The 24,052-nt window shown below is 64.2% G+C and carries 22 protein-coding genes; 7 read left to right on the top strand and 15 right to left on the bottom strand.

The genetic code is table 11. The features are described from left to right. From ACP15N_RS02600 to ACP15N_RS02580, 5 genes are all read right to left on the bottom strand, one after another. Nucleotides 1–1,527, bottom strand: coding sequence for an aldehyde dehydrogenase family protein (locus ACP15N_RS02600; RefSeq protein ID WP_425090655.1), 1,527 nt, complete (start codon nt 1,525–1,527; stop codon nt 1–3). Next, on the bottom strand, nt 1,524–2,291 hold the full coding sequence (locus ACP15N_RS02595) for an enoyl-CoA hydratase/isomerase family protein (RefSeq protein ID WP_425090654.1): 768 nt from the start codon (nt 2,289–2,291) through the stop codon (nt 1,524–1,526). The genes ACP15N_RS02600 and ACP15N_RS02595 overlap by 4 nt, the downstream gene beginning before the upstream one ends. Then, nucleotides 2,288–3,862, bottom strand: a complete 1,575-nt coding sequence (locus ACP15N_RS02590; protein ID WP_425090653.1) for an acyl CoA:acetate/3-ketoacid CoA transferase — start codon at nt 3,860–3,862, stop codon at nt 2,288–2,290. Before ACP15N_RS02590 ends, ACP15N_RS02595 begins: the two co-directional genes overlap by 4 nt. Before the next feature lies 1 nt (nt 3,863). After that, entirely contained in the window at nt 3,864–4,871 is a 1,008-nt protein-coding gene (locus ACP15N_RS02585; RefSeq protein ID WP_425090652.1) for a Gfo/Idh/MocA family protein, read from the bottom strand. Nucleotides 4,872–4,988: 117 nt separating this feature from the next. Next, nucleotides 4,989–5,765: a DUF533 domain-containing protein gene (locus tag ACP15N_RS02580; protein WP_425090651.1), complete on the bottom strand. Its 777-nt coding sequence runs from the start codon at nt 5,763–5,765 to the stop codon at nt 4,989–4,991. Between the two features lie 358 nt (nt 5,766–6,123). On the opposite strand from ACP15N_RS02580, the gene ACP15N_RS02575 reads away from it, so the two are divergent. After that, entirely contained in the window at nt 6,124–7,404 is a 1,281-nt protein-coding gene (locus ACP15N_RS02575) for a DUF3422 family protein (protein WP_425090650.1), read from the top strand. Here ACP15N_RS02575 and ACP15N_RS02570 read toward each other — a convergent pair. Continuing rightward, nucleotides 7,340–8,431 (bottom strand): YeeE/YedE family protein, encoded by a 1,092-nt coding sequence (locus ACP15N_RS02570; protein ID WP_425090649.1) that lies wholly within the window; start codon nt 8,429–8,431, stop codon nt 7,340–7,342. The two genes, ACP15N_RS02575 and ACP15N_RS02570, sit on opposite strands and share 65 nt — an antisense overlap. A gap of 356 nt (nt 8,432–8,787) precedes the next feature. On the opposite strand from ACP15N_RS02570, the gene ACP15N_RS02565 reads away from it, so the two are divergent. Both ACP15N_RS02565 and ACP15N_RS02560 read left to right on the top strand, forming a co-directional pair. Next, nucleotides 8,788–9,954: a M20 aminoacylase family protein gene (locus tag ACP15N_RS02565; protein WP_425090648.1), complete on the top strand. Its 1,167-nt coding sequence runs from the start codon at nt 8,788–8,790 to the stop codon at nt 9,952–9,954. A 49-nt stretch (nt 9,955–10,003) separates the two neighbouring features. After that, a complete protein-coding gene (locus ACP15N_RS02560) occupies nt 10,004–10,744 on the top strand; it encodes a glutamine amidotransferase (RefSeq protein ID WP_425090647.1) in 741 nt (246 codons plus the stop codon). A gap of 60 nt (nt 10,745–10,804) precedes the next feature. On the opposite strand, the gene moaA is transcribed toward ACP15N_RS02560, so the two are convergent. The 6 genes from moaA to glmU all read right to left on the bottom strand — a co-directional run bounded on the left by moaA (nt 10,805) and on the right by glmU (nt 16,744). Beyond that, nucleotides 10,805–11,821 carry a GTP 3',8-cyclase MoaA gene (gene moaA / locus ACP15N_RS02555; RefSeq protein WP_425090646.1) on the bottom strand — a complete coding sequence of 339 codons (1,017 nt, stop codon included), beginning with the start codon at nt 11,819–11,821 and terminating at the stop codon, nt 10,805–10,807. A 165-nt stretch (nt 11,822–11,986) separates the two neighbouring features. Continuing rightward, nucleotides 11,987–12,676 carry a DNA alkylation repair protein gene (locus ACP15N_RS02550; RefSeq protein ID WP_425091595.1) on the bottom strand — a complete coding sequence of 230 codons (690 nt, stop codon included), beginning with the start codon at nt 12,674–12,676 and terminating at the stop codon, nt 11,987–11,989. After that, nucleotides 12,673–13,005, bottom strand: a complete 333-nt coding sequence (locus tag ACP15N_RS02545; RefSeq protein WP_425090645.1) for a hypothetical protein — start codon at nt 13,003–13,005, stop codon at nt 12,673–12,675. Before ACP15N_RS02545 ends, ACP15N_RS02550 begins: the two co-directional genes overlap by 4 nt. A 5-nt stretch (nt 13,006–13,010) precedes the next feature. Further along, on the bottom strand, nt 13,011–13,571 hold the full coding sequence (locus ACP15N_RS02540) for a pyridoxamine 5'-phosphate oxidase family protein (protein WP_425090644.1): 561 nt from the start codon (nt 13,569–13,571) through the stop codon (nt 13,011–13,013). A 3-nt stretch (nt 13,572–13,574) separates the two neighbouring features. After that, on the bottom strand, nt 13,575–15,392 hold the full coding sequence (gene glmS, locus ACP15N_RS02535; RefSeq protein WP_425090643.1) for a glutamine--fructose-6-phosphate transaminase (isomerizing): 1,818 nt from the start codon (nt 15,390–15,392) through the stop codon (nt 13,575–13,577). Further along, complete coding sequence (gene glmU, locus ACP15N_RS02530; RefSeq protein ID WP_425090642.1) at nt 15,392–16,744, bottom strand: bifunctional UDP-N-acetylglucosamine diphosphorylase/glucosamine-1-phosphate N-acetyltransferase GlmU; 1,353 nt, start codon at nt 16,742–16,744, stop codon at nt 15,392–15,394. Before glmU ends, glmS begins: the two co-directional genes overlap by 1 nt. A gap of 134 nt (nt 16,745–16,878) precedes the next feature. Here glmU and ACP15N_RS02525 point away from each other — a divergent pair, with 134 nt between their 5' ends. The 3 genes from ACP15N_RS02525 to ACP15N_RS02515 all read left to right on the top strand — a co-directional run bounded on the left by ACP15N_RS02525 (nt 16,879) and on the right by ACP15N_RS02515 (nt 19,182). Next, the gene (locus tag ACP15N_RS02525; protein ID WP_425090641.1) at nt 16,879–17,550 is read left to right on the top strand and encodes an HAD-IA family hydrolase; all 672 of its coding nucleotides are present in this window, start codon (nt 16,879–16,881) and stop codon (nt 17,548–17,550) included. A 126-nt stretch (nt 17,551–17,676) separates the two neighbouring features. Beyond that, nucleotides 17,677–18,840, top strand: coding sequence for an isovaleryl-CoA dehydrogenase (locus tag ACP15N_RS02520; protein WP_425090640.1), 1,164 nt, complete (start codon nt 17,677–17,679; stop codon nt 18,838–18,840). Between the two features lie 30 nt (nt 18,841–18,870). Next, nucleotides 18,871–19,182, top strand: coding sequence for a hypothetical protein (locus tag ACP15N_RS02515; RefSeq protein WP_425090639.1), 312 nt, complete (start codon nt 18,871–18,873; stop codon nt 19,180–19,182). Nucleotides 19,183–19,260: 78 nt separating this feature from the next. Here ACP15N_RS02515 and ACP15N_RS02510 read toward each other — a convergent pair whose 3' ends face one another. Continuing rightward, nucleotides 19,261–19,863: an OmpW/AlkL family protein gene (locus tag ACP15N_RS02510; RefSeq protein ID WP_425090638.1), complete on the bottom strand. Its 603-nt coding sequence runs from the start codon at nt 19,861–19,863 to the stop codon at nt 19,261–19,263. Between the two features lie 260 nt (nt 19,864–20,123). Beyond that, nucleotides 20,124–20,690: an OmpW/AlkL family protein gene (locus tag ACP15N_RS02505; RefSeq protein WP_425090637.1), complete on the bottom strand. Its 567-nt coding sequence runs from the start codon at nt 20,688–20,690 to the stop codon at nt 20,124–20,126. A 101-nt stretch (nt 20,691–20,791) separates the two neighbouring features. Between ACP15N_RS02505 and ACP15N_RS02500 the strand changes: the two genes are divergently transcribed. After that, nucleotides 20,792–22,396, top strand: coding sequence for a carboxyl transferase domain-containing protein (locus ACP15N_RS02500; RefSeq protein WP_425090636.1), 1,605 nt, complete (start codon nt 20,792–20,794; stop codon nt 22,394–22,396). A 50-nt stretch (nt 22,397–22,446) separates the two neighbouring features. Here the strand turns inward: ACP15N_RS02500 and ACP15N_RS02495 are convergent, their stop codons facing one another. Next, nucleotides 22,447–23,982 (bottom strand): autotransporter domain-containing protein, encoded by a 1,536-nt coding sequence (locus ACP15N_RS02495; protein WP_425090635.1) that lies wholly within the window; start codon nt 23,980–23,982, stop codon nt 22,447–22,449. Nucleotides 23,983–24,052 lie beyond the last annotated feature (70 nt).

Below are 24,052 nucleotides of genomic sequence, written 5' to 3'. Positions count from 1 at the left end.
TCACTCCGCCACCCAGGGCGCACGGGTCTGCGTGCCGATGCGCATCGTGACGGTTTTTGTCTCCTGATAGTCCTCGATCGCCTGACGGCCCAGTTCCCGTCCCAGGCCGGACTGCTTGACCCCGCCGAAGGGCAGTTCGGGAAACCCGTCCATCCAGGTGTTTGTCCAGACCGTGCCCGCCTGGGCGTGGCGCGCAAACCGCAAGCAGGTTTCGACGCTTTCGGACCAGACGCCCGCGCTCAGCCCGTACTCCGTATCGTTCACCAGTCCCATGGCCTCCTCGAACGTGTCAAAGGTCAGGATCGACAGGACCGGACCGAACACCTCCTGCGTCGCGATGGGCATGTCCGGCGTCACATCATTGACCAGCGTTGGCGCATAGAACCGTCCCGGCAATCCCTCAACCGGCAGAGCAGCCCCGCCAAGCGCAAGCGTTGCGCCGCCCGCTACGGCGTCCTGCACGTACCTGTCGATCTTGGCCTGATGCGCGTCAGAAATGATCGCGCCCACCTGCGTGTCCGGGTGCAGCGGGTCGCCGAAAGCCACCTTGCGCGACAGGGCAACGAGTTTTTCTGTCAGGGGGCCGATGACGTTCCGGTGCACGATGATGCGCGAGCCGGAATTGCAGCATTCGCCCGCGTTGAAATAGACGCCAAAGGCGATCGCGTCGGCTGCGGCATCCAGATCGGCGTCGGCAAAGACCACCTGGGGATTCTTGCCCCCAAGTTCCAGCGCGACCTTTTTCAGCGTTGGCGCCGTTGCGGCCACGATTGCACGGCCCACGCCGGTCGAACCCGTAAACGACACCATGTCCACCCGCGGGTCAGTGCTCAGGACCTCGCCCACCGGCGCACCGTATCCCAGAACGATGTTCACGACACCGGCGGGCAGACCGGCCTCTATCAGCAACTCGCCAAGAATGACGGTGGTGGCCGACGTCAGCTCCGACGGCTTCACCACCGCCGTGCATCCCGCCGCCAGCGCATAGGGCAGTTTCTGGCTGACGATCAGGAACGGGAAATTCCACGGCGTGATCATCGATACCACGCCAATCGGCTCCCGCAGGGTCAGGCCCAGCATGTCGGGGCCAAGGGCGTTCTGCGTCTCTCCCACGGAGGTGCGGGCCAGCGCCGCCGCATAGCGCCAGAGGTCCGCGGCCCCGGCGATTTCGGCTTTCGCTTGCGTGATGGGCTTGCCGGATTCCAGTGTCTCCAGCTGCGCGATGCGGTCGATATCGCGTTCGATCAATGCGGCTGTTCTGTCCAGAACGGCCGCGCGTTCCTTGCCGGGCAGGGTGGACCAACGGCCATCGTCGAATGCCGCGCGGGCGGCGGCGATTGCGGCCTTGGCATCTGCCTCCGTGCCAAGGGCGGCGCGCGTGACCCGTGTGCCGTGGGCCGGGCTTTCGCGGGTGAATGTGCCGGTGCCGGAGAGCCATTGGCCATCGATCAGGTGGCGCGCCTCGAACACCGGGTCAGACGGGGCAGGGTCGTCACGCCCAATCAGGCGCAAATCATGCGTGGTCATGCATCGTCTCCAAATCTTGGGTCGCGTTTCTCGGCAAAGGCAGCGACGCCTTCGGACTTTTCAGACGAGCCCGCCTGTATCCAGCCGCCAAGTGCTTCGAGCGCGGCGTCCGTGTCTTCGTCATAGGCCGCCGCGATCAGGGTCTTGGCCACTTCGGTGGCGTCCGGTGCGCGGGACGCGATTTCGCTGGCAAGCGCGTGGGCCGCGGCGCGTGCGTCCTCTGCCACCTCGTTCACAAGGCCAAGCGCCAGCGCCCGGTCAGAGCCGATCCGACGCCCTGCCAGCGCCATTTCCTTCAGCACGGCGGGCGGCAGTTGTTGCGCCAGCCGCTGCGTACCGGACCAGCCCGGGACAATCCCGATACCGGTTTCGGGCAGGGCGAGCGTGGCGCGCGGGGTCATCACCCGCAGGTCGCAGCAGGCCGCGAGTTCCAGCCCGCCGCCCATCGCGTGCCCGTTCAGTGCCCCGATCACCGGCATCGGGAGGCGCGCAATCCGGTCAAAAACCCGGTGTCCGAGCCGGACCCAATGGCGGGCGAAATCGCGCGGGGTGAGCTGTGCCCATTCGATGATGTCCGCGCCGCTGCAGAAGGCCTTTTCGTCTGCACCGGTGAGGATCACGGCGCGCACGTTCGAGTGCTCCAGCGTGTCGCAATGGGTATTCAGATCGCGCAGCATGGCGGTGGTCAGCGCGTTGTATTTTTCAGCGTTTTCAAGGGTCAGGGTCGCAATCGCCCCGTCGATCTGCAGGGTCACCGCGCTCATAGCTGCAAGCCCATCGGGCCGTCGGCCAGCAAGCTGCGCGGCATCTCGCCCGCGTTTCCGGCAATGCGCACGCGGCCATCGCTGGCCTCGACGATGTCGCGCTTGGCATCAATGCCGGGCATGATCTCGGTCGCCACCAGCCCATCCTCGTCACAGCGCATCACACACCGTTCGGTCACGTAGATCACGTCCTGCCCAAGCCGGCGTCCGCGCGCCCCTGCATAGGTGACGTGCTCTACCTCTTCGACCATCTTGCAGAACTTGCCGGGGGTCTTGACCGTGATCTTTTCGGCGGTTTGCGCAAGCTGTGCGCCCGCCTCGAAATATCCCGAAAACACGATCTTCTTAGCGTGCGCCGTGATATCCACGAACCCGCCGCAGCCCGCGGTCAGGTAGGGCTTCTTGCCCAGTTTTGAGACGTTCACATTGCCTTGCCGGTCGACCTCGAGGAAAGACAGGAAGGACGTGTCGAACCCCCCGCCCTGGAAATAGGTGAATTGCGCGGGGGAGGGCAGGATCGCGTCCGCATTCGCCGCACAGCCAAAGGCGAACCCGGTCAGCGGTATCCCGCCCACAGCCCCTTGTTCGATGGCCCAGGTGATGGATTGGGCGTGACCTTCCTCCAGCAGGATGCGCGGCACATTGGCCGAGATGCCGAAGCCGAGATTGGCCGACTGCCCTGCGCGCAACTCCATCGCCGCGCGCCGGGCAATGACCTTTTCGATGCCGGGCGTCGCAATCTCGAAGCTCGACCAAGGCGACATCACCTCGCCAGAAATCGCCGGGTCGAATGTGGTCTCTGTCGTTTGCATCTGATCTGAGTCGACCACGACCATGTCCACAAGATGCCCGGGTACGTGCACGTCATGGGGGCGCAAGGACCCGGCAGCCGTGACCCGCTTGACCTGCGCAATGACCGTACCGCCGTGGTTGCGCACAGCGATGGCCTGATCCAGCGCGCCGAGGGTTGCGCCCTCATGCTCGAAGGTCAGGTTGCCGCGCTCATCCGCCGTGGTCGCACGCAGGATGGCGACGTTCGGCACGATGTTGGGAAAGTGCAGCCAGGTTTGGCCTTGCATCTCGTGTCGGTGGACAATGGGGCGCGCGGCCGCGGTCTCGTTCATTGCGCAGCCTTCGCGGATCGGGTCGACGAAGGTTTCCAGCCCCACCTGGGTCATCACGCCGGGTTTGCGCGCGGCCACGTCGCGGTGCATGTCGAACAGGATGCCCGAGGGCACGTTATAGGCGGCCACGCGGTCCTCCACGATCATGCGCCAGATCTCGGGCATCGGCTTCGACGATGGGCCGGAGGGGTAGGAGCCCGCAATCACCGTGCCAATCAGCCCGTCGCGGGCGATGTGATCGATCCCCTTGATCCCGTACATGTCCCCCGCCGCGATGGGGTGCAGCATGGTCAGGTTGCGCGGATGGCCGGTTGCTTCGAAGCGCTCGCCAATAGCCTTGAGCATCCGGTCCGGGCAGCCCAGCCCCGAGGACGAGGACACCGTGACGACATCATCGTCGGCAATCGCTGCGGCAGCAGTCGCGAAGTCCGTGTGCTTGGCGGGCATCTCAGATCCCTCCGTAATCGACGGTGACGCGGGTGCCGGTGGTTGCGGCCTCTTTGACCGCTGCGGCGACTGCGAGCGACTTGACCCCGTCCACGCCCGTGGCGGCAGGTGCTCCATTGCCGGAAACGGCCTCCGCGAAACGGGTGAGTGCGCGCTCGTAGAGGTTGTGATCGGAATAGCTGATCGCTTCTTCTCCCGATGCGCTGCGCAACACGACTGTGCCGATGGGCTGCTGGGTCATCACGTTGCGCGCGATGATGGACCCTTCCGAGCCATGGATTTCGAACCCGGAGCCTGCGTAGCGGATGGTGAAGCCTTCATGGGTCTGGACCAACGCGCCGGAGGGCATTTGCCAGGCCGACATCACACTGTCCTCAACCCCTTTGCCGAGGCCCGCGACGCTGTCCTGTGCCACCACGCTTTCCGGGTCTTCGCCGAGGTGAAAGCGGACCGTGTCGGCGTCGTGCACGACGATATCGGGGATCACGCCGCCGCCCGCTGCCGGATTGTCCAGCCGCCAGCCTTGCAGGTGTTCGGGCAGATAGACCGCGTGAAAGACACGTACCGCCTGCACTTCGCCCACGCGGCCCGCCTGAACGGCCTCGCGCATGGCCAGATGGGTGCCTGCGTTGCGCAAATGGTGGTTGGTGGCGAAGGTCACGCCCGCAGCCTGGGCCGCGCGCACCATCGCCACCGCATCCGCGACAGTCATGGCCAGTGGCTTTTCGCACAGCACATGCTTGCCCGCCGCGATGGCCGCGAGCGCCTGATCCTTGTGCTTTTCGTTGGTGGTGGAGATGTAGACCGCGTTCACGTCGTCCCGTGCCAGGAGGTGGTCCAGATCGGTCGTGCTGTGGGGGATATCGTTTTCATCAGCATATGCAATTCCGCGCGCGGCGTCGGAGCTCAGGACCGTGTTGACCGATCCGCCGGTGGCCCGCATCGCAGCGATCATGTGGCCGGATGCGATGTTCGATGCCCCGATCAGCCCCCATTTCAGTTGCGCCATGTCCCCTCCCAAAAGTACTTTTAGATCGTTCCAAAAACGTATCGCGATGCGTAGTTGGATCGTTCCAAATAGTCAACCGAAAATCGGGCGCGCGAACGGATCACGCGCTTTGGATCGTTAGCTGTAGAGCGTTGGGGCGCCCATCCGACGGTGCAGATCATCCATCTGCGCCTCCTGCATTCCGAGCGACTGGCCCAGAGTGTGCAGGAACTGCGCTTCGGCCTGATTGTCCAGTTTGATGGTCATCAACGCGGTGGTGTAAACCTGTTCGGCCATATCGCGGGGCGTTTCGGCGGCCAGACCTTGCGGATCAAGGGGCGCCTGCATCTGCTGGGTGACATAGGCCACCTCGCCGGGGCCGGCATCGCCGATGGTGTCGAGGATGCGCTGTTTCTCCTCCATATCAATTCCGCCGTCGGATTTGGCGGCCTCGATCATCGTCCGCAGCAAAAGCTTGGCGTTGGCTTCTGCCTCGGGCGAAGGGGCGCCATCGTCGATGTGGCCCGACAGGATATCGCCAAGCGAGCTGGAGGCCGCCGTTGCGCCACCCGCGAGCCCGAGCGCTCCGACAATGCCCGCCAAACCCAGCGTGCCGCCGCCGCCTTCACCCTGAGCGCCGCCGGTCAGTTGCCCCAGCATATCCTGCAAGCCCCCGCCACCGGACGCGCCGTCTGCGCTGCCGCCGGTGAGCTGCCCCAACATATCCTGCAGGCCCCCACCAGCGCCGTCCGCACCACCGCCAGTCAATTGCCCGAGCATGTCCTGAAGGCCGCCGGCGCCTCCGGCGCCCCCCTGCATCAGCGCGCCGAGCCCTTCGCCGCCGCTCAGCTTGTCAACGCCACGCGCCGCGGCATAGCCAACCGCCATCGTCGCCATCGCTTTCAAGAAACTCATAATCAATCCTCTCGTTTGCAATTCCTGACAGCGACTGTGACAGATTCGTCCCAACGGCGACAAAGAATTCGCGCAGGCCCGTGATCTGCGCGGACGACTTCTGACGCAGTGCTGGCTGAACCCCGGGGCAACGCGGGCGGAGCCGCGCGCCGGGTATGTCGTTGTCTTGATGGAACCTTTGGGCGATGCGGATCGTGCTGCGGCGCGGCAAGTGGCGTCGCAGGTGTTGGGTTCTGAACCGGTGTATACCCTGTTCGCATACCGTTGTGGACGGCTAAGTCCAAGTTTTTACGACTGTTTTACTATTTACAACGGCGTCGAAGGTCATATTTTGCGCAGCAGAATAAGGAAGTCCGCCATGGCCGCTCTCGAAGATCATCCGCTGCGCTATGCGCTCGCCAACGAGCTGCACGCGCGACCGTTTCCGGCCCTGACCGCCCCGTGTCACGCGGTGTTCCTGGCCATCAAGCAGCCAAATGATGCCGCGTCGCGCGACCGGGGTACGGACCGCGCGCATCTTCTGGAACTGCTGGATCGGTTCGGGGCCGCGCATCCGCAGCCGGGGGCGACGCATTACTTCGGCGAGATCGGCAAGCACAAGCTGAAGTGGGAGAGCCACACGGAGTTCGTGACCTATACGATCTTTGTCGACGGCGTTGCGAACACCCCGTTTGACCCTGCGACCTTTGACGTGCTGCCGGCAGACTGGCTTGCCAAGGCCCCGGGCGCGCGCATGACCTCTGCGATGATCCGGGTGGAGCCGCAGCCCAGTTTCGACGAGATGATCGACAAGATCGAGACGTGGTTCGTGCCCGAGAGCCTTGCGGTCAGTGAGGTTCTGGACAAAAGCGCGGTGGTTGCGGGCGATTTCCGCATTGATGCAGCCGGACACATGCGTTTTGCGATCTTCGTTGCTGACGGGGTGGGGGACCGCCGGGTCGGGCGTGTGCTGCAACGCGTGACGGAAATCGAAACCTACAAGACGATGTCGATGCTGGGGCTTGCACGGGTTCGGGCCATCGGGGCGCAACTGGGTGAGCTGGACAGCAAGCTCACCGAAACGGTCGGGAACATGCGGGGCGACACCGCGCAGGCCGAAGACACGTTGCGCGCGCTGCTGGAGGTGTCCGCGGACCTTGAAGGGCTGGTTGCAAAAACCTCGTTCCGGTTCGGAGCGACCAATGCCTACGAGGCGCTGGTGAACCAGCGGATCGAGGTGCTGCGCGAGGAACGGTTTGACGGCCGCCAGACCTATGGCGAGTTCATGATGCGGCGGTTCGATCCGGCCATGCGCACCGTCAAGGCGACGGAGCGCCGGATGAGCCTGATGGCGGATCGTGCCACGCGGGCGGCTGAGCTGCTGCGCACGCGGGTGGACGTGGAGCGCCAGACCCAGAACCAGAAGCTGCTCGAAAGCATGGACCAGCGCGCCGACCTGCAGTTGCGCCTTCAGAAAACGGTCGAAGGTCTGTCGGTGGTCGCGATCAGCTACTACGCGGTAAACCTGACGCTCTACCTGCTGGGACCGGTGTCCTACGAGGGCGACGTTCCCAAGTCGGTCCTGACCGCAGTGGTCACTCCGCTGGTAGTGCTGGCTGTGTGGTACCTTGTGCGGCGGATCCGGCGGTCGATGGAGTAGCGCCTTCGCGCAGGACACGGCCGGTCGCCCAACCACCCGCCGCGATGCTCAGCAGTGCCAGGACTGCCGCAAAGCTGAGGGTCGGAATGCCCGCCAGCCCTGCGCCCACGGTGCAACCGCCCGCCAGCACACCGCCAACGCCCATGAGCGCTGCACCTGCCATGTAGCGGCCCGTTTGCGCGGCGCTCTCGAAGCTCTGGAACGCGAAGTCCCGGGCGACGAGCGAGGCCAGCAACGCACCGACCAGTGTGCCCCCGATCAGGCCCACGCCGAAGCCTGCCGTGATCGAGGTGGAGGCGATCAGGAAAAACAGGCTGTCGGCCGCGGGGGCGGTGAAAGACAGGCTTTCCAGCGCGATCGGGTCGAAATCATCGTACAGCACATAGCCGGTACCGGCCCAGCCGAGCGGCACAAGCGCGCCAAGCGCAGCCGCCAGCAGCAGCGTGCCAGGCTTGTTGCCGGAGCGCAGCGCAACGAACAGGGCGCCCGCCGCGAGCAGCGCTGCCCAGACGGCCGCGCCACCGGGCAGGGCGGCAAACCCGGTCGCCGTACCAATATCGACGGTCACAGCGCCAAGCGATGTGCGCAGCGGAGCCAGAACGCCCTTCAGCGTGGCATGTGCCACCACCGCGAAGACCAGCAGCACCGTCAGGGCACGCAGGTTGCCGGAGCCGCCCAGCACTGTCAGGCGCGACACGCATCCGCGCGTCAGCACCATGCCGGCCCCGAACATCAAGCCGCCTGCAACGATCGCAAGCACCGGCAGGTCGGACACGAAGAACCGGTGTCCTTCGAAATCAATCGCGCCAGTGGCCAGAACGGCCTGTGTGCCGATCACGGCGGCAGCCAGTGCGGTCAGCCAGACCCCTGCGGCACCGCGCCGTTCCTCAGGTGCGCCAGCCACAGCCCGGCGCAGGCAGAAGCGCGTGCGCTGTGCCAGGATGCCGAAAACCACGCCGAGGACCAGGCCGAACAGGGCGGAGGCCTGTCGGGGATCGAGAAATTCCAGGCCGAGATCTTCGAACATATGCGTCACTCCGGGTCATCTGTGTCGCGCGCAGGCGCGTACCAGTCTGCCCCATATGCCGGTTCTGTAAGAGATATCAACCGTTTTGCTGCGTCGCAGCAGAGCGTGTGCCGGTCCAATATTTTCACACTGCCGTGAAGCCCGGTCACGAAGTCCGGATGCTCCGCAAAACCGGAACAGTGTTCTGTCAGATGCCGTGTACCGGAACGATCTTCCCTTTCTTGGCGATCATGTATTCCGTGCCGGGAAACGCGTCTTTGGGCTTGCGCGCCGCATGATGCGATCCTCCCTTGACCCTCTCGTGCTCTGCGGCTCAGGTAGGGGCACTGTTGTTTCATCCCGCTTGCGAGGATCAGATGCCCATCAAGAACCGCTTTGCAGAGTTGTTGCCGGAAATCACGCAATGGCGCCGTGACCTCCATGAGAATCCGGAGATCCTGTTTGAGACGCACCGGACCTCGGCACTGGTCGCCGAGAAGCTGCGCGCGTTCGGTTGCGACGAGGTGGTGACCGGTCTGGGGCGGACCGGCGTGGTTGGCGTGATCAAGGGGCGTGTTGGTACGTCCGGCCGTACGGTCGGCTTGCGGGCGGATATGGATGCCCTGCCGATACACGAGGAAACCGGGTTGGATTATGCGTCGAAGACTCCGGGCGCGATGCACGCCTGCGGTCATGACGGACACACGGCCATGCTGCTAGGGGCGGCCAGGTATCTGTCGGAGACCCGCAATTTCGACGGCACCTGTGTGGTGATTTTCCAGCCCGCTGAAGAAGGCGGCGGTGGCGGGCGCGAAATGGTGGAAGACGGGATAATGGACCGGTTCGGCATTGACGAGGTGTACGGCATGCACAACTGGCCCGGCCAGCCTCTGGGGGCCTTTGCGATACGCCCGGGCCCGTTCTTTGCCGCGACCGACCAGTTCGAACTGGTGATCCGGGGCAAGGGCGGACATGCCGCCAAGCCCCATGAAGTGATCGATCCGACGGTGGCAGCCAGTCAGGTGGTGCTGGCGCTGCAAACCATCGCCAGTCGCAGCACCGATCCGACCAAACAGATCGTGGTGTCGGTAACCTCTTTCGTGACGTCCTCCACCGCCTACAACGTGATCCCGCAGGCCGTCACCTTGCGCGGCACGATCCGGACACTCGACGCGGACATCCGCGCATTGGCGGAGCACCGTTTGAACAGGATCGCCGACGGACTCTGTGCCGCAATGGGGGCCACGCCCGAGTTGCGGATGATCTATGGCTACCCGGTCATGGTGAACGCCGACCGCGAGACCGGGTACGCAGCCGATGCCGCCCGCCGCGTCAGCGGAGATTGCGCCGAAGCCCCCCTTGTCATGGGCGGGGAGGATTTCGCCTATCTGCTGAACGAACGCCCCGGAGCCTACATCCTGGTCGGCAACGGGGACAGCGCCCCGGTGCACCATCCCGCCTACAACTTCAATGACGAGGTGATCCCGGCAGGGTGTTCGTGGTTTGCCGAGATGGTCGAAAGCCGTCTGCCGATCGCCTCCTGAGGCAACCCGTGCGCTTGTCCGGGGCGGCGCACCGCGCTAAGCGGCGCGCATGAAACCATTCCTGATCCTGCAATTGCGCCCCGAGCGCGCAGTCTCTGATGACGAATACGCCGCCATCCTCGCCAAGTCCGGCCTGACGGCGGACCAGACGCACCGGATCTGCCTCGATCATCAGGATCTGCCGGATCCGCTCGATCTGGAGGCGTTTTCCGGTGTGATCGTCGGCGGCGGACCCGGCTGTGTCTCGGACACGCCGGAGGAAAAAACCGCGACAGAAGCGCGGATCGAAGCTGCGATCCTGTCGCTGATGCCCGCGATCACCCGCCGCGACGTGCCCTTCATGGGGTGTTGCTACGGGATCAGCGTGCTGGGGCATCATCTGGGCTCGGAGGTCTCCAAACGCCGGTACAGCGAACCGGTTGGGGCCGTGCCATGCCGGATCACACCCGCCGGGCGCGCGGACCCGCTGCTGGCCGATCTGCCGGAAACCATGACGGCCTTCGTCGGGCACAAGGAGGCGTTGCAGGAATTGCCCGCTGGCGCCGTGCATCTGATGGAAGGGGTTGCGTGCCCGTACCAGATGATCCGCGTCGGTCAGAACATCTATGCCACGCAGTTCCATCCAGAGGCCGACTCCGATGGCGTGGCCGTCCGTATCCGCGCTTACCGTGAAAAAGGCTACTTCCCGCCCGAGACGGCGGACGACCTGATTGCCGCCACCTCAGGGGCCGATACCGCCGACATAGCCAGGATCCTGCGCAATTTCGTCCGTCACTACGCCACCGGCTGATCTTCTTTTGTGTCGAAATACCTCGAGGGTGCAGGGGGCAGAGCCCCCGCAGGCCCAAGGTCAGCCGCCCGTGTGGCTCATATGGCGGGAAACCTGGCCTTCGACCGTCTGGCGCGAGTAGTCGAAATCATGGCCCTTCGGTTTCAGCGCAATCGCCGCGCGGATGGCGTTTTCCAGCGCGCGGTCATCGGTCGGGAAATCCCGCAGCGGCGCGCGCAGGTCGGCCATATCTTCCTGCCCCAGGCACATATACAATTCGCCGGTGCAGGTCAGACGCACACGGTTGCAGCTTTCGCAGAAGTTATGGGTCAGCGGGGTGATGAACCCGATCTTCTGTCCTGTCTCCTCCAGTCGCACATAGCGCGCCGGGCCGCCGGTGCGTTCCGCAAGATCGACAAGCGTGTATTGCTCGGCCAGCGTCTCGCGCAGGTCTGACAGTTTCCAGTACTGTCCCAGACGGTTCTCGTTGCCGATATCGCCCATCGGCATGACCTCGATGAAGGTCAGGTCCATGTCGCGCGCGGCGCACCACTCGGCCATGGTGAAAAGCTCGTCTTCGTTGAAGCCTTTCAGAGCCACGGCATTGATCTTGATCCGCAGCCCTGCCTTTTGCGCGGCATCAATCCCGCGCATCACCTGCGGCAGACGGCCCCAGCGCGTGATATCGGCGAACTTCTTCTCGTCCAGCGTGTCGAGCGAGACGTTTATGCGCCGCACCCCCGCATCGAAAAGCGGTTGCGCGAATTTCTCCAACTGAGATCCGTTGGTGGTCAGCGTCAGTTCCTTGAGCGCGCCACTGTCGAGGTGGCGACTCATGTTCTGAAAGAAAGTCAGGATCTCCCGCCGGACAAGGGGCTCGCCGCCGGTGATGCGCAGCTTCTCCACGCCCATGCGCACGAAGGTGGAGCACATGCGATCCAGCTCTTCGAGGGTCAGAAGCTCTTTCTTGGGCAGGAACGTCATGTTTTCCGACATGCAGTAGACACAGCGGAAATCGCAGCGATCGGTCACGGAAACGCGCAGATAGGAAATCGCGCGTTGGAACGGATCGATAAGCGGTGCGGTCTGGTCGGTCATGATCTCTCTCCCCTGCGCACCGCAGAGTATCACGGGGAAGCGGGGCGGCAAGTGGCGCGCCTTGCGACCTTGGTTCTAGGTTAAATGCCCTTAAAACAAAGGCTTTGGCCATTGGGCGCGATGGGCAGGCGACGCACCATGTTAAATCTGCGATTAAGAATCAGCTTAACTGTCGATCTGCAGGTGGCGCGCGGCTTCGCGCTGGGCGAACGGCTTCAGGCTCTGACCCGGTCCGGCCAGAAAGGCCTCCGCGCGTGGTCGGTCATGCTTTGACAGGTCCCGTATCCACCACGCAACCGCCTTTTGAATGAACCAGTCCGGATCATCGACATAGCCGGCCGCCCAGCCAAGGACGCGGTCGCGGATGGCTTGCTCGGCGGGTTTTGGGTGGTTCTGCTTGGTCCAGGGCAGCGTGATGACCAGAGCGGCGCGGCGCGACCACATATGGTCGGCGCATGTCCACGCTGCCACCTCGTTCACACGGGCGGGATTGGCCACGAGACGTTTCTGACCCGCGATGCAGGCCGCGTCGGCGATGGCCCAGCAATCGAACTCGGGCACCCATCCTGCGATGACCTGCCAGGCCGGGTCATCTTCCGGACGCAGGCGGGCCTGCGTCAGTGATTTGGCAGCGGCGATCCGGGCCTCGAATATGTCGGACTGCCAAAGCCCATCGGCCAGAGATGCTCGGTCCGAGACCGACAAGCCCTCCCGCCAGGTCTTGGCCAGTGCGTCAAGCTCAGGGTTGGCAACCCCGAGATAGACACGCTCCACCTTGTGATAGCGTGCCATGTCCGCGGCCTTTTGCGGGTTTGCAAGCGCCTTGATGTTTGCAAGCGCGCGCTCTGCCGTCAGACCCATGACCAGAAATTCGGCTTCAACCCGTGTGCATCGCAAAGCTTCCGCAAACCATCGATGCTCAGCGGTTCCGTTCCGGTCACCACCAGCTTCAGAAGGTGGGGGAGGAGTTTGCGCGTGTCCTCCGGTGACAGCTTGATGCCATATTCGTAATCCGAGTCCCCCCAGAACGCCTTCACCCCGGGGCCAAGATCATACCCGTCCACATGCAGCCCGCCCTCGGGGGTGAGCCTGCAAGAGACGATCCGCAGTTCCTTGCCTTTGTCCGTCGTCCATTCCTCGCGCAGCAGTTCGAAGGTCCGGGCGGCGGTGTCATCGCTGGCCATATGCGTCACTCCGGGTGCAGGTTGCGGGCCACGATCTCCGTTGGCGCACCGTCGAGGGTGCTCTGGTTCCGGTCCCGCCAGTAAGCTCTGATCCCGTCTTCGCCCTTGTCCTCGGCCCATTTCTCTAGCGTGTCGCGCGGGCCGGCAAAGTCCATGAATGGCACCGCGTATCCGCAGGAGGTCTGCATCATTTCAACATGCATATCATAGACTTGGCGCTTCTCGGGCCCGCCGGGAAAGAGCGCAGAGAGCTCGTCCCAATCCGCTGCATCGCGGTGCACGGCGCGCGCCGTGCCGTAAGCGCGCAGGATCAGGGGACGTTTTTCGAAGCTGCACCACAGCAGCGTCATGCGCGGGGTTTGCAACAGGTGCCCGGCCGTTTCATTGCCCGAGCCGGTCAGGTTGAGCCAGGCGATACGGTTTGGGCCCAGCACGCGCAGACTGTCCGTCCCCTTGGGGCTGACGTTCACGCGGCCTTCCGGCGCGGCTGTGCCGACAAAGAACAGGTGCTGCGCCTCGATGAACCTGCGGTGAGCATCTTCGATGCGGTCGAATTGCTTGGCCATGGTTCATTCCACCGTTACGGATTTGGCAAGGTTGCGGGGCTGGTCGACATCCGTCCCCTTGGCGACGGCCGTGTGATAGGCCAGCAGCTGCGCCGGGATTGCGTACAGGATGGGCGCGAAGACGGGCGCGACCTGTGGCATGGCGACGGTGGCCCATGTGCCTTCGCCGGCATGGTCGAGGCCCTGGGTGTCCGACACCAGCAGGACCTTGCCCTGCCGTGCCATCACTTCCTGCATGTTGGACACGGTCTTGTCGAACAGCGCGTCCGTGGGCGCAAAGACAATCACCGGCACGGACTGGTCGATCAACGCAATGGGGCCGTGTTTCAGTTCGCCTGATGCGTAACCTTCGGCATGTATATAGCTGATTTCTTTTAGTTTTAGCGCACCTTCCAGCGCCATCGGATACATTGGGCCGCGCCCCAGAAACAGGATGTCGCGTGCCTCTGCCAGCTCACTCGCGATGGCTTCGATGTCCCCCTCGATGGCCAGCGCCTGGTTCAGCAGCCCCGGCAAGGCGCGCAATTCGGCCATGTGACGCGCGAGCGTTGCCGCGTCGACCGCGCCTTTCTGGACGCCCGCATGCAAGGCCAGCGCCGCCAGGACCCCCAGCTGGCAGGTGAACGCCTTGGTGGAGGCTACACCGATTTCCACCCCTGCGAGGGTCGGCAGCGCAACCGCGCTTTCACGCGCGATCGAGCTTTCGGGCACGTTGCAGATCGACAGGATGTGGTCGGCTTTCCCGGCAGCATAGCGCAACGCCGCCAGCGTGTCGGCGGTTTCGCCCGACTGGCTGACGAACAGCGCGGCGGTACGCGGCCCGATCGGCGGCTGGCGGTACCGGAATTCAGAGGCGATATCGATCTCCACCGGCAGTCCCGCGATCTGCTCGAACCAGTATTTCGCGGTTTGGCAGGCAAAGAAGGCCGTGCCGCAGGCGACGAGGATCAGCCGGTCGATCTGTGCGAAATCAGGCATGTCCTCCGGCATCCTGATCGCGTCGCCTTGCAGGTAATGTGTCAGCGCGTCCGCCAGAACCGTGGGCTGTTCCGCGATTTCCTTGGCCATGAAATGCCTGTGCCCGGCCTTGCCAATCTCGGACCCTCCGATACTGGAGCGCGTCTCGGACCGGGCCACAGGCGCACCGGTCTCGTCAAAGACCGACAAACCCGTCCGCGAAACGACTGCCAAATCGCCCTCTTCGAGATAGGTGATGCGGTCCGTCATCGGTTGAAGTGCTATGGCGTCCGAGCCCACGAACATCTCCCCATCGCCATGGCCGATGGCCAGAGGAGAGCCGCGCCGGGCTGCAATCAGCAAGTCGTCTTCGCCTTCGAACAGAAAAAGCAGCGCAAACGCCCCTTCGAGCTGCGCAACAGTGGCCTGCGCGGCGTCCTTGGGCGATTTCCCGGCCCGCAGCTGCGCGGCGCACAGTTGCACGACGGTTTCCGTGTCCGTCTCGGACTCGAAATTCGCGCCGTCGCTGGTGAGTGCGGCCCGCAGCGTGCGAAAGTTCTCGATAATGCCATTGTGGACCACCGCGACCTTGCCCGCCTGGTGCGGGTGGGCGTTGCCGACGGAGGGCTTGCCATGGGTGGCCCACCGGGTGTGGCCGATCCCGCTTTTGCCCGCCAGCGGGTCCTGAACCAGAAGGTCGGACAGGTTGACCAGTTTGCCAAGCGCGCGACGGCGGTCAAGCATGCCGTCGTTCAGCGTCGCGATCCCGGCGCTGTCATAGCCGCGGTATTCGAGCCGCTTGAGCGCCTCCACCATCAGCGGGGCGGCCTGGTTCTTGCCCAGAACACCAATGATACCGCACATCAGCTGGTTCCTTTCCTGGCGGCCTTGAGCGTGCGCAGCTTGTCCATGAAGCGCCGCGCGAGACCCGGTTTGTTTGATTGTCTGGCACGCGCCACCGCCAGCGCGCCCTCGGGTACGTTTTCGGTGATGACCGAGCCGGACGCTGTCATCGCCTCGTCCCCGATGTTCACTGGCGCCACCAGCATGGTGTTCGATCCGACGAACACCCGCGCGCCGATCTCGGTCCGGTGCTTGAATACGCCATCATAGTTGCAGGTGATTGTACCTGCGCCGATGTTTGTCGCAGCCCCGACCAAGGCGTCGCCGATATAACTGAGATGGTTGACCTTCGCGCCCTCGGCGAGCGTGGCGTTCTTGATCTCGACGAAGTTACCGACATGGGTGAATTCCGAGAGTTCCGCGCCCGGGCGTAGACGGGCGTAGGGCCCGACCTTGGCCCCGCGAGAGACATGCGCACCCTCCAGATGGCAGAACGCGCGGATTTCGGCATCGGATTCGACCGTGACACCCGGGCCAAAAACCACTTGCGGCCCGATCACGGCGTCGCGCCCGATCACCGTATCATAGGCGAAGTACGTGGTCGCTGGATCCTGCAGGGTGACGCCCGTCTCCAGCGCCTCGGCGCGCGCGCGGGCCTGAAAGGCGGCTTCTGCCGCGGCCAGCTCGGCGCGCGTGTTGATCCCCAGCGTTTCGGCCTCGTCACAGATCACGACGCGCGCGGTTCTCCCGGCTTCGCGGGCCGCGTGGGGCGCGTCCGTAAGGTAGTATTCCCCAGCCGCGTTATCGGGGCTCAGACCCGCCAGAAGGTCCATCAAGGTGGCGGCATCCGCCATCATCAGTCCGGAATTGCAAAGCCGTATGTTCAGTTCGTCCGGCGAGGCGTCCTTCGCCTCGACAATCCGCAGCAGGTCTGCGCCGTCCGTCACGAGCCGTCCGTAGCGTCCGGGGTCGACCGCTTCGAACCCCAGAACCACCAGATCCGCCGCCGCGCGGGTTTGCGCCATCCGCTCCAGCGTCTCGGGGCGGACGAACGGCGTATCCCCGTAGAGGACGACCACGTCACCCGCGAACCCGTCGAGGGCCGAGCGGGCCTGAAGCACGGCATGGCCGGTGCCCAACTGTTCGGTCTGGCGCACGCATACCGCATCCGGGTCCAGGGCGGCCACGGCGGCCTCCACCGCGTCGGCCCCATGGCCGGTGACCACGATCACGCGCTCCGGTGACAGGGACGCCCCCGCGCGCAATGCATGCGCCACCAGCGGGGCGCCCGCCAACCCATGCAATACCTTGGGCAGGTCGGAGTTCATCCGTGTCCCTTGCCCGGCGGCCAGAACGACCAACGCAACGCTCATGCCTGCTTGCCTCTTGTCTCTGTTTGCTCTCTCTATTGCGCAAAGCCCGGCATCGGGCAACCGCCGGGGCAGTCACGTCCTGTGACACGCGTTTCACACCCTCACGTCCCGTTGGCGAAAAGGAGCCGACCCCCATGTCCAGAACGGTGATCTTCGACCTTGACGGGACGCTAGCCGACACGAGCGCGGATCTGATCGCAGCCGCCAACCATTGCTTTGCCGCGCGCGGACACGGCACGCCGCTGGACCCGCAGGCCGACGCCGCCACCGCATTTCGGGGCGGGCGTGCGATGCTGCGGCTGGGCCTGACGCGGCTGGGCTTGCCGTGGACCGAACGGGACGTGGATGCCGACTATCCGGTATTGCTTGCGGCTTACGGCGATGCGATCGATGTGCACACCACACTGTACCCCGGCGCGGTTGCGGCGGTGGAACGACTGCGCGCCCGGGGCGACAAGGTCGGCATCTGCACCAACAAACCCGAAGGACTGGCAGAGACGCTGATGCAGCGCCTCGGGGTGCGGGACATGTTCGCGGCACTCATCGGGGCCGACACGCTGCCGGTGCGCAAACCGGACCCGGCACCGCTGCGCGAAACGGTGGCGCGGGTCGGTGGCGATATGGCGCGCGCGACACTGATCGGCGACACGGTCACGGATCGAGACACTGCGCGGGCGGCCGGCATTCCCTGCGTGCTTGTCACGTTCGGCCCGACCGGACGCGCCGTCGCGGAGCTTCAGCCGGAGGCCTTGCTGGATCACTACGATCTTCTCGAACACCAGCTTGAGCGGATCATTCCGCTCTAGGTCATTCAAGGCACCAAGTCCCCCGGGGGGTGTGGGGGCAGCGCGCCCGCGTCTTTCTTCTGGACAGCCGGTGGGTCGCCTTCTACAACTGAACAAGCGTTCAATTGTTGGGAGGAGCGAGCGCCTATGTTCACCGCATCCATGCGTTTCGATCTTGGCGAGGATGTCGAGGCCCTGCGTGACATGGTCCATCGCTGGGCACAGGGCCGCGTACAGCCGCTTGCCGCAACGACCGACACGGACAACGCGTTCCCGAACGCGCTCTGGCCGGAGATGGGGGAGCTTGGTCTGCTGGGCATTACCGTCGACGAAGAGTATGGCGGGGCAGGCATGGGATATCTTGCTCACACCATCGCGGTAGAGGAGATTTCCCGCGCATCCGCTTCGATCGGGTTGAGTTACGGGGCGCATTCGAACCTGTGCGTGAACCAGATCAAGCTGAACGGAACGCCCGAACAAAAGGCGAAGTACCTGCCGCGCCTTGTCTCCGGCACGCATATCGGCGCGCTGGCCATGTCCGAGGCCTCCGCCGGGTCGGACGTGGTGGGCATGAAACTGCGGGCCGAAAAACGCAACGACCACTACCGTCTGAACGGAACGAAATACTGGATCACCAACGGGCCGGATGCCGACACATTGGTGGTCTACGCCAAGACCGATCCGGAGGCAGGGTCCAAGGGCATTACCGCCTTCATCATCGAGAAGGAGATGACGGGCTTTTCCACCTCGGCCCATTTCGACAAGCTCGGCATGCGCGGGTCGAACACCGCAGAGCTGATCTTTGAGGATGTCGAGGTGCCGTTCGAGAACGTGCTGGGGGAGGAGGGGCGCGGTGTTGCGGTGCTGATGTCCGGCCTCGACTACGAGCGCGTGGTGCTCTCGGGCGTCAATATCGGGATCATGGCCGGGTGCCTCGACGTGGTGATGCCGTACATGGTGGAGCGCAAGCAGTTCGGGCAGTCCATCGGGCATTTCCAGCTTATGCAGGGCAAGATTGCGGACATGTATACCTCGATGAATTCCGCGCGCGCCTATGCCTATGAGGTGGCCAAGGCCTGTGACCGCGGGGAGGTGACGCGGCAGGATGCGGCGGCGTGCGTGCTCTATGCCTCGGAGGAGGGGATGAATGTCGCGCATCAGGCGGTGCAGGCCATGGGCGGGGCCGGGTTCCTGAATGACAACCCCGTGGCGCGGATGTTCCGCGATGCCAAGTTGATGGAGATCGGGGCCGGCACGTCCGAGATCCGCCGGATGCTTGTCGGGCGTGAGATGATGGCGGCGATGGCCTAGGCGATGCGCTGGCCGCGATGGATATGGTTCTTGCCCGTGGGCATACTTGTCCTGATCGTTGCGGCCAACGGGATCCGTCTGGGATTGCGGCAGGCCAATCTGGATGAGAGTGCGGTGATTTCGTTTTACGCCGAGCGGTATCTGCAGGACCACGCGCGGCTGGAAGCGGCTGGAACCGCGGCGCTGACCGATTGCGCGGCAGTACCCGGCAGCGATCCGGGGGTCTGGGTTGTGGTGAGATGCAGCCCCGAAGGCGGCGACAGCAGTTGGGACTATTACATCCGGCGCGATGGCAGTCTGGCATTTACCGGGCGCGACCGCGCCGCCCGACCGGAGGCCTGAGACATGCATGTTGCCCTGCCGACAAATGAAAAGGCGCGCCGGATAGGCGCGCCCGGGACTGGTCAGGCCAGCTGTGTCTCAGAATTTCCAGACATAGGCCGCGCTGAAGACCAGCGGATCAATCTCGACCGTGCCGAGATCGGCGCCGTCCAGCGTCGCGTCCGTGTCGATGTCGATGTAGCGGACATCGAAGCGCAGGGCGCCGTTGTCGGAGATGTCGTACTCGGCGCCAACCGTGAAGGCGAGGCCCCAGCTGTCATCCAGTTCAAGAACGCCCAGATCGGACTTTTCCTGGAAGAAGTTCGTGTAGTTGATGCCGACACCGACGAAGGGGCGGAACGCGCCGAAATCATTGAAGTGGTAGTTCACCGACAGGGTGGGCGGCAGGTGATCGGTTTCCCCCACCTTGCCGGCGCCATCGACGGAGATGTCGTGGTTGAACGGCGTGGCCAGCAGCAACTCGATCGCGATGTTGTCGGTGTAGTAGTATTCGGCCGTGAAAGTCAGCGCGACGCCGCTGTCAACCTGCAGGAAGGTGCCGCCGCCAAGGTCAAGGTTGTCATCAGTGGGATCAACGTATCCGACACCGAAACCGAACATGTAGTCGCCTGCCTCTTGCGCAACCGCGGGAGCGGCGATGAGAGTGGCGGCAGCGACCGTGGAGAGAAGGACTTTTTTCATTTGAGTGTTCCTCGGGTTTCGTTCCTGCCTCTCCTGCGCCTTTCATCGCGTGCTCTCCTTGACATGCATCAAATTTGTAACAGACCCTCGTGCGACCTTTTCGCCGCACCGCAACAAGAGTTGGGGGGACGGGCATGAGGAGTGTCCGGAAAAACCGACCGCAAGCGGGCGTAGTTGACTGTAATCAAATGATTTTGCGGCGGGTTCGTTATTCGGGCTTGCGCTGCGCGACGCAAGATCGGCGCCGCCCGCCCGCGCGATCAGAACCGTCGCATCAAAGACACACTCAGAATGACCGGATCAATCTCGGCCGTGCCGATACCGGTGTCGATCAGGTCAACGTCGAAGTCCATCTCGACATACCGCGCCGAGAACCGCAGGAAGTTGCGGTCAGACAGGGCGAGGTCGGCCCCCAGTTGCAAAGCGATGCCGAAATTGTCGTCGATGTCGACAAGCCCGAACGGTGCGCCCGCTGTCGAGATATAGGCATAGTTGATGCCAGCACCGACAAAGGGCCGGAGGCTGCCGACGCTGTCGAAGTGATAGGTCAGGCCAAGGACCGGGGGGAGCCAGTCAACATCGCCAAGCAGGTCGCTGCCCGAGAGATACCCCTCGATCCCGATGCGGTCGGTGAGCATGTATTCCAAGGTCAGCGCCAGACCGGCGTCGAAATCGAGTTCGACCGCGACCGGCCCGAATGTGACCTCGCCCGTGCTGGGCACGACGGCGCTGACGCCAAGGCCGCCATACCACTCGCCGGCAGATTGTGCATGGACCGGGGCCGTCAGCAGGACGCAAGTCGCGGTGCAAAGGGCAAGTCGGCGCAATGTAAAGGGGTCCTATCCGAGCGGTCTGCAGCGGCTCTAGCATTGTCTTTTCCGGTGCCACAAGCCGCAACACGCCCGCGAACACGCCAAGGAGGCGCCCCGTGCAACTGAAGTCGAACGTGGTTCTCGGCACCGAGGAGACCCGAGCGAACCGGGCCGCACATCTTGACGCGTTGGCCTTGGTGGCCGAGGCCGCCGCACAGGCCGCAGCAGGTGGGGGTGCCGCGGCGCGCGCACGGCATAAGTCGCGCGGCAAGATGCTGCCACGGGACCGGGTCGCCAACCTGCTCGATCCCGGATCGCCGTTTCTGGAGGTCGGTGCGACGGCGGGACATGGGCTTTATGATGGTGCGGCACCATGTGGCGGGGCCATCGCTGGCGTCGGGCGGGTCATGGGGCAGGACGTGATGGTCGTGTGCAACGATGCCACCGTCAAAGGCGGCACCTATTACCCGATCACGGTCAAGAAGCACTTGCGCGCCCAGGAAATCGCCGAGGAATGCAGCCTGCCCTGCATCTATCTGGTCGACAGCGGCGGGGCGAACCTGCCCAATCAGGACGAGGTGTTCCCCGATCGCGATCACTTCGGGCGCATCTTCTACAATCAGGCCCGGATGAGCGCCAAGGGCATCCCGCAGATCGCGGTGGTGATGGGGTCGTGCACGGCAGGCGGGGCCTATGTTCCGGCGATGTCAGATGTCACGATCATCGTGAAGGATCAGGGCACGATTTTTCTGGCTGGCCCCCCGTTGGTCAAGGCTGCCACTGGCGAGGTTGTGACGGCTGAGGATCTGGGCGGCGGCGATGTGCATACGCGCCTGTCAGGGGTGGCGGATTATCTGGCCGAAGACGATGCCCATGCGCTGGCGCTCGCCCGGCGGGCGGTCGGGTCGCTGAACCGCACCCGTCAGGCCAGCGTTGACATGCAGGCACCAGAGCCTCCGGCCTATGACCCGGACGAATTGCTGGATCTTGTGCCTGCGAGCCTGTCGACGCCCTACGACATCCGCGAAGTGATCGCGCGTATCGTGGATGGCTCGCGCCTTGACGAGTTCAAGCCGCGGTTCGGCGAGACCCTGGTGACCGGATTTGCCCATATCGAAGGATGCCCCGTGGGTCTGATCGCCAACAATGGCGTTCTGTTTTCCGAGGCTGCGCAGAAAGGTGCGCATTTCGTGGAACTGTGCAGCCAGCGCAAGATCCCGCTCGTGTTCCTGCAGAACATCACCGGGTTCATGGTGGGCCGCAAGTACGAGAACGAGGGCATCGCGCGGCACGGGGCCAAGATGGTGACGGCGGTGGCGACGACCTCGGTGCCCAAGGTCACCATGGTCGTGGGCGGATCGTTCGGGGCCGGGAATTATGGCATGGCCGGGCGCGCCTATCAGCCGAGGTTCATGTGGTCATGGCCCAATGCGCGCATCTCGGTGATGGGCGGCGCGCAGGCCGCAGGCGTGCTGGCCACCGTCAAGCGCGACGCGATCGAGCGCAAGGGCGGCACATGGAGCGCAGAGGAAGAAGCCGCGTTCAAACGCCCCACGATCGAGATGTTCGAGGAACAGAGCCATCCGCTCTACGCCTCCGCGCGGCTTTGGGATGACGGGATCATCGATCCGCGCAAGTCGCGTCAGGTCCTGAGCCTCAGCCTGTTGGCGGCGCTGAATGCCCCGATAGAGGACACGCGCTTTGGCGTGTTTCGGATGTGACGGGTGGGCGCATGACACCTTCTTCCACGCAGCTTCCGCGAGGCCTCGTCTCAGAACGGGATCGTCACATCGAACATCAGGCTGGTGGCCGATGCGCCGTTGCTGGCATCCGTCAGGCCGGTTTCAAACGACCAGATGCTGCCACCGTTGCTGGTGTATTGCGCGCCCAGCCCAAGGCGGCCGCTCCAACCTTCGATGGCTTCGCCGAAGGAACCTGCGGTCATCGTCCCGGTTCCGTAATAGGTGTAGATCGTGCTCAGATCGACGTAAGGGACGAAGCTGCCGCCGCCGAAACCCGTTTCGCGCGATACGCGCCCGCCCAAAACCGCCTGGCCCAGTTCGATCTCGCTTTCGCCGACCAGTCCGAACACACCGGAGGTGTAGGCATCAGACGTCTCACGGTACCAGCCGAGTTCAGCACGGGGTGCGATGACGAAATCCGCGTAGCTGTGATCTCCGACGACCGCGATCTGGGCAAGCTGCCGGTCCGAGCTGAAACTGTCGGTTCCGCCGCTGGTGAGGTCCACATCGGTGTCGACCCGCCCCAGCGCCAGGCGTCCGTCAAAGACAAGGTTCGGGGCGAGGCGCGCGGTGACGTAGGGCCCGGCCAACCAGCCGGTCCCGTCGAATGTATCGCCCGTTGCGGCCTCGGTGGTCTCCAGGCGATCGAATTGCAGGCTGATACCCACCAGCATCCCGGGGAAGAGCTGTCTGTCGATCCCGGCGTGCAGGATTCCGAAGGTCTGGTCATTGCTGACACTGTCATCGATCCCGACGACGCTGCCTTCGACCCAGACCGAGCGCGCGGCAGTGCCCGCAAAGCTGAGCTGGTTGCGCCCAACATCCAGCTGCATCGGCGTGTCGGTAAACAGGCTCATACCCTCGAACGAGAGCCCACGGCTTGTGGCACCGTCTCCGCCCTCGAGCCGATCGATGCGGCGGGTGATGTTGGGAGCGTTGATCAGGGTGCCGGTGCCGCGCAGGGCCGCGACCGTTTCCTGTTGCTGGATCGCTATCGCCGCAGAGGGGGCAGGGGGGGCGCCGCCCTCGCTGTCGCCGCCCCCGGAAGACGGCGGGGCCGTTGGGGGAACGACCACCGGCAAAGCCAGCGTCCCGGCCACGACAAAGGACGAGATCGGCGAGAATGCGATGTTGTTGAAGGCCGTGAACGGAGCGGCATAGGGGCCGAACCCGTCGCCGCAATTGGGTTGCACCTGCGCGGTCGCATCGAACACAAGCTCCACATTGCCATCCGCCGCGGCTGCATCATAGAGCGAGGCAGGCAAGGTGATGGTCTGGGTCGAGGTGACGTCGCAGTCGGATGTGCCGGTCAATGTGGCAACAACATTACCGTCCACGCGCAACTCGATCGTTTCGGTGGAGGCGGACCCGATATCGCCGGCGTAGTTGACGGTCAGCGTCCGATCGCCCGTGTCGCCGGTCGGAACGGTCACATTGAACGTGACGGTCGAGCCAGCGGCGATGCCCGCAGCAGGCCCGAAATTGGCGGCGTGTGCCGCCGTTCCGGCGGTAATGCCCAGGGCCGTCATGGTCGCCGCCACGTTGATTGCGAAGGGTTTTGTCATGCTGCTCAACCTTCACGGAATAGATTATTATTTTCTACACCTATAACGTGTTTTTCGGCCTTTCGCATTT

Source organism: Tropicimonas sp. S265A (genome assembly GCF_049800835.1).
In the GTDB taxonomy this organism is placed as follows: domain Bacteria; phylum Pseudomonadota; class Alphaproteobacteria; order Rhodobacterales; family Rhodobacteraceae; genus Dinoroseobacter.
Note: the sequence above shows the minus strand (reverse complement) of the source record. Positions and strands in the feature narration are given on the sequence as shown.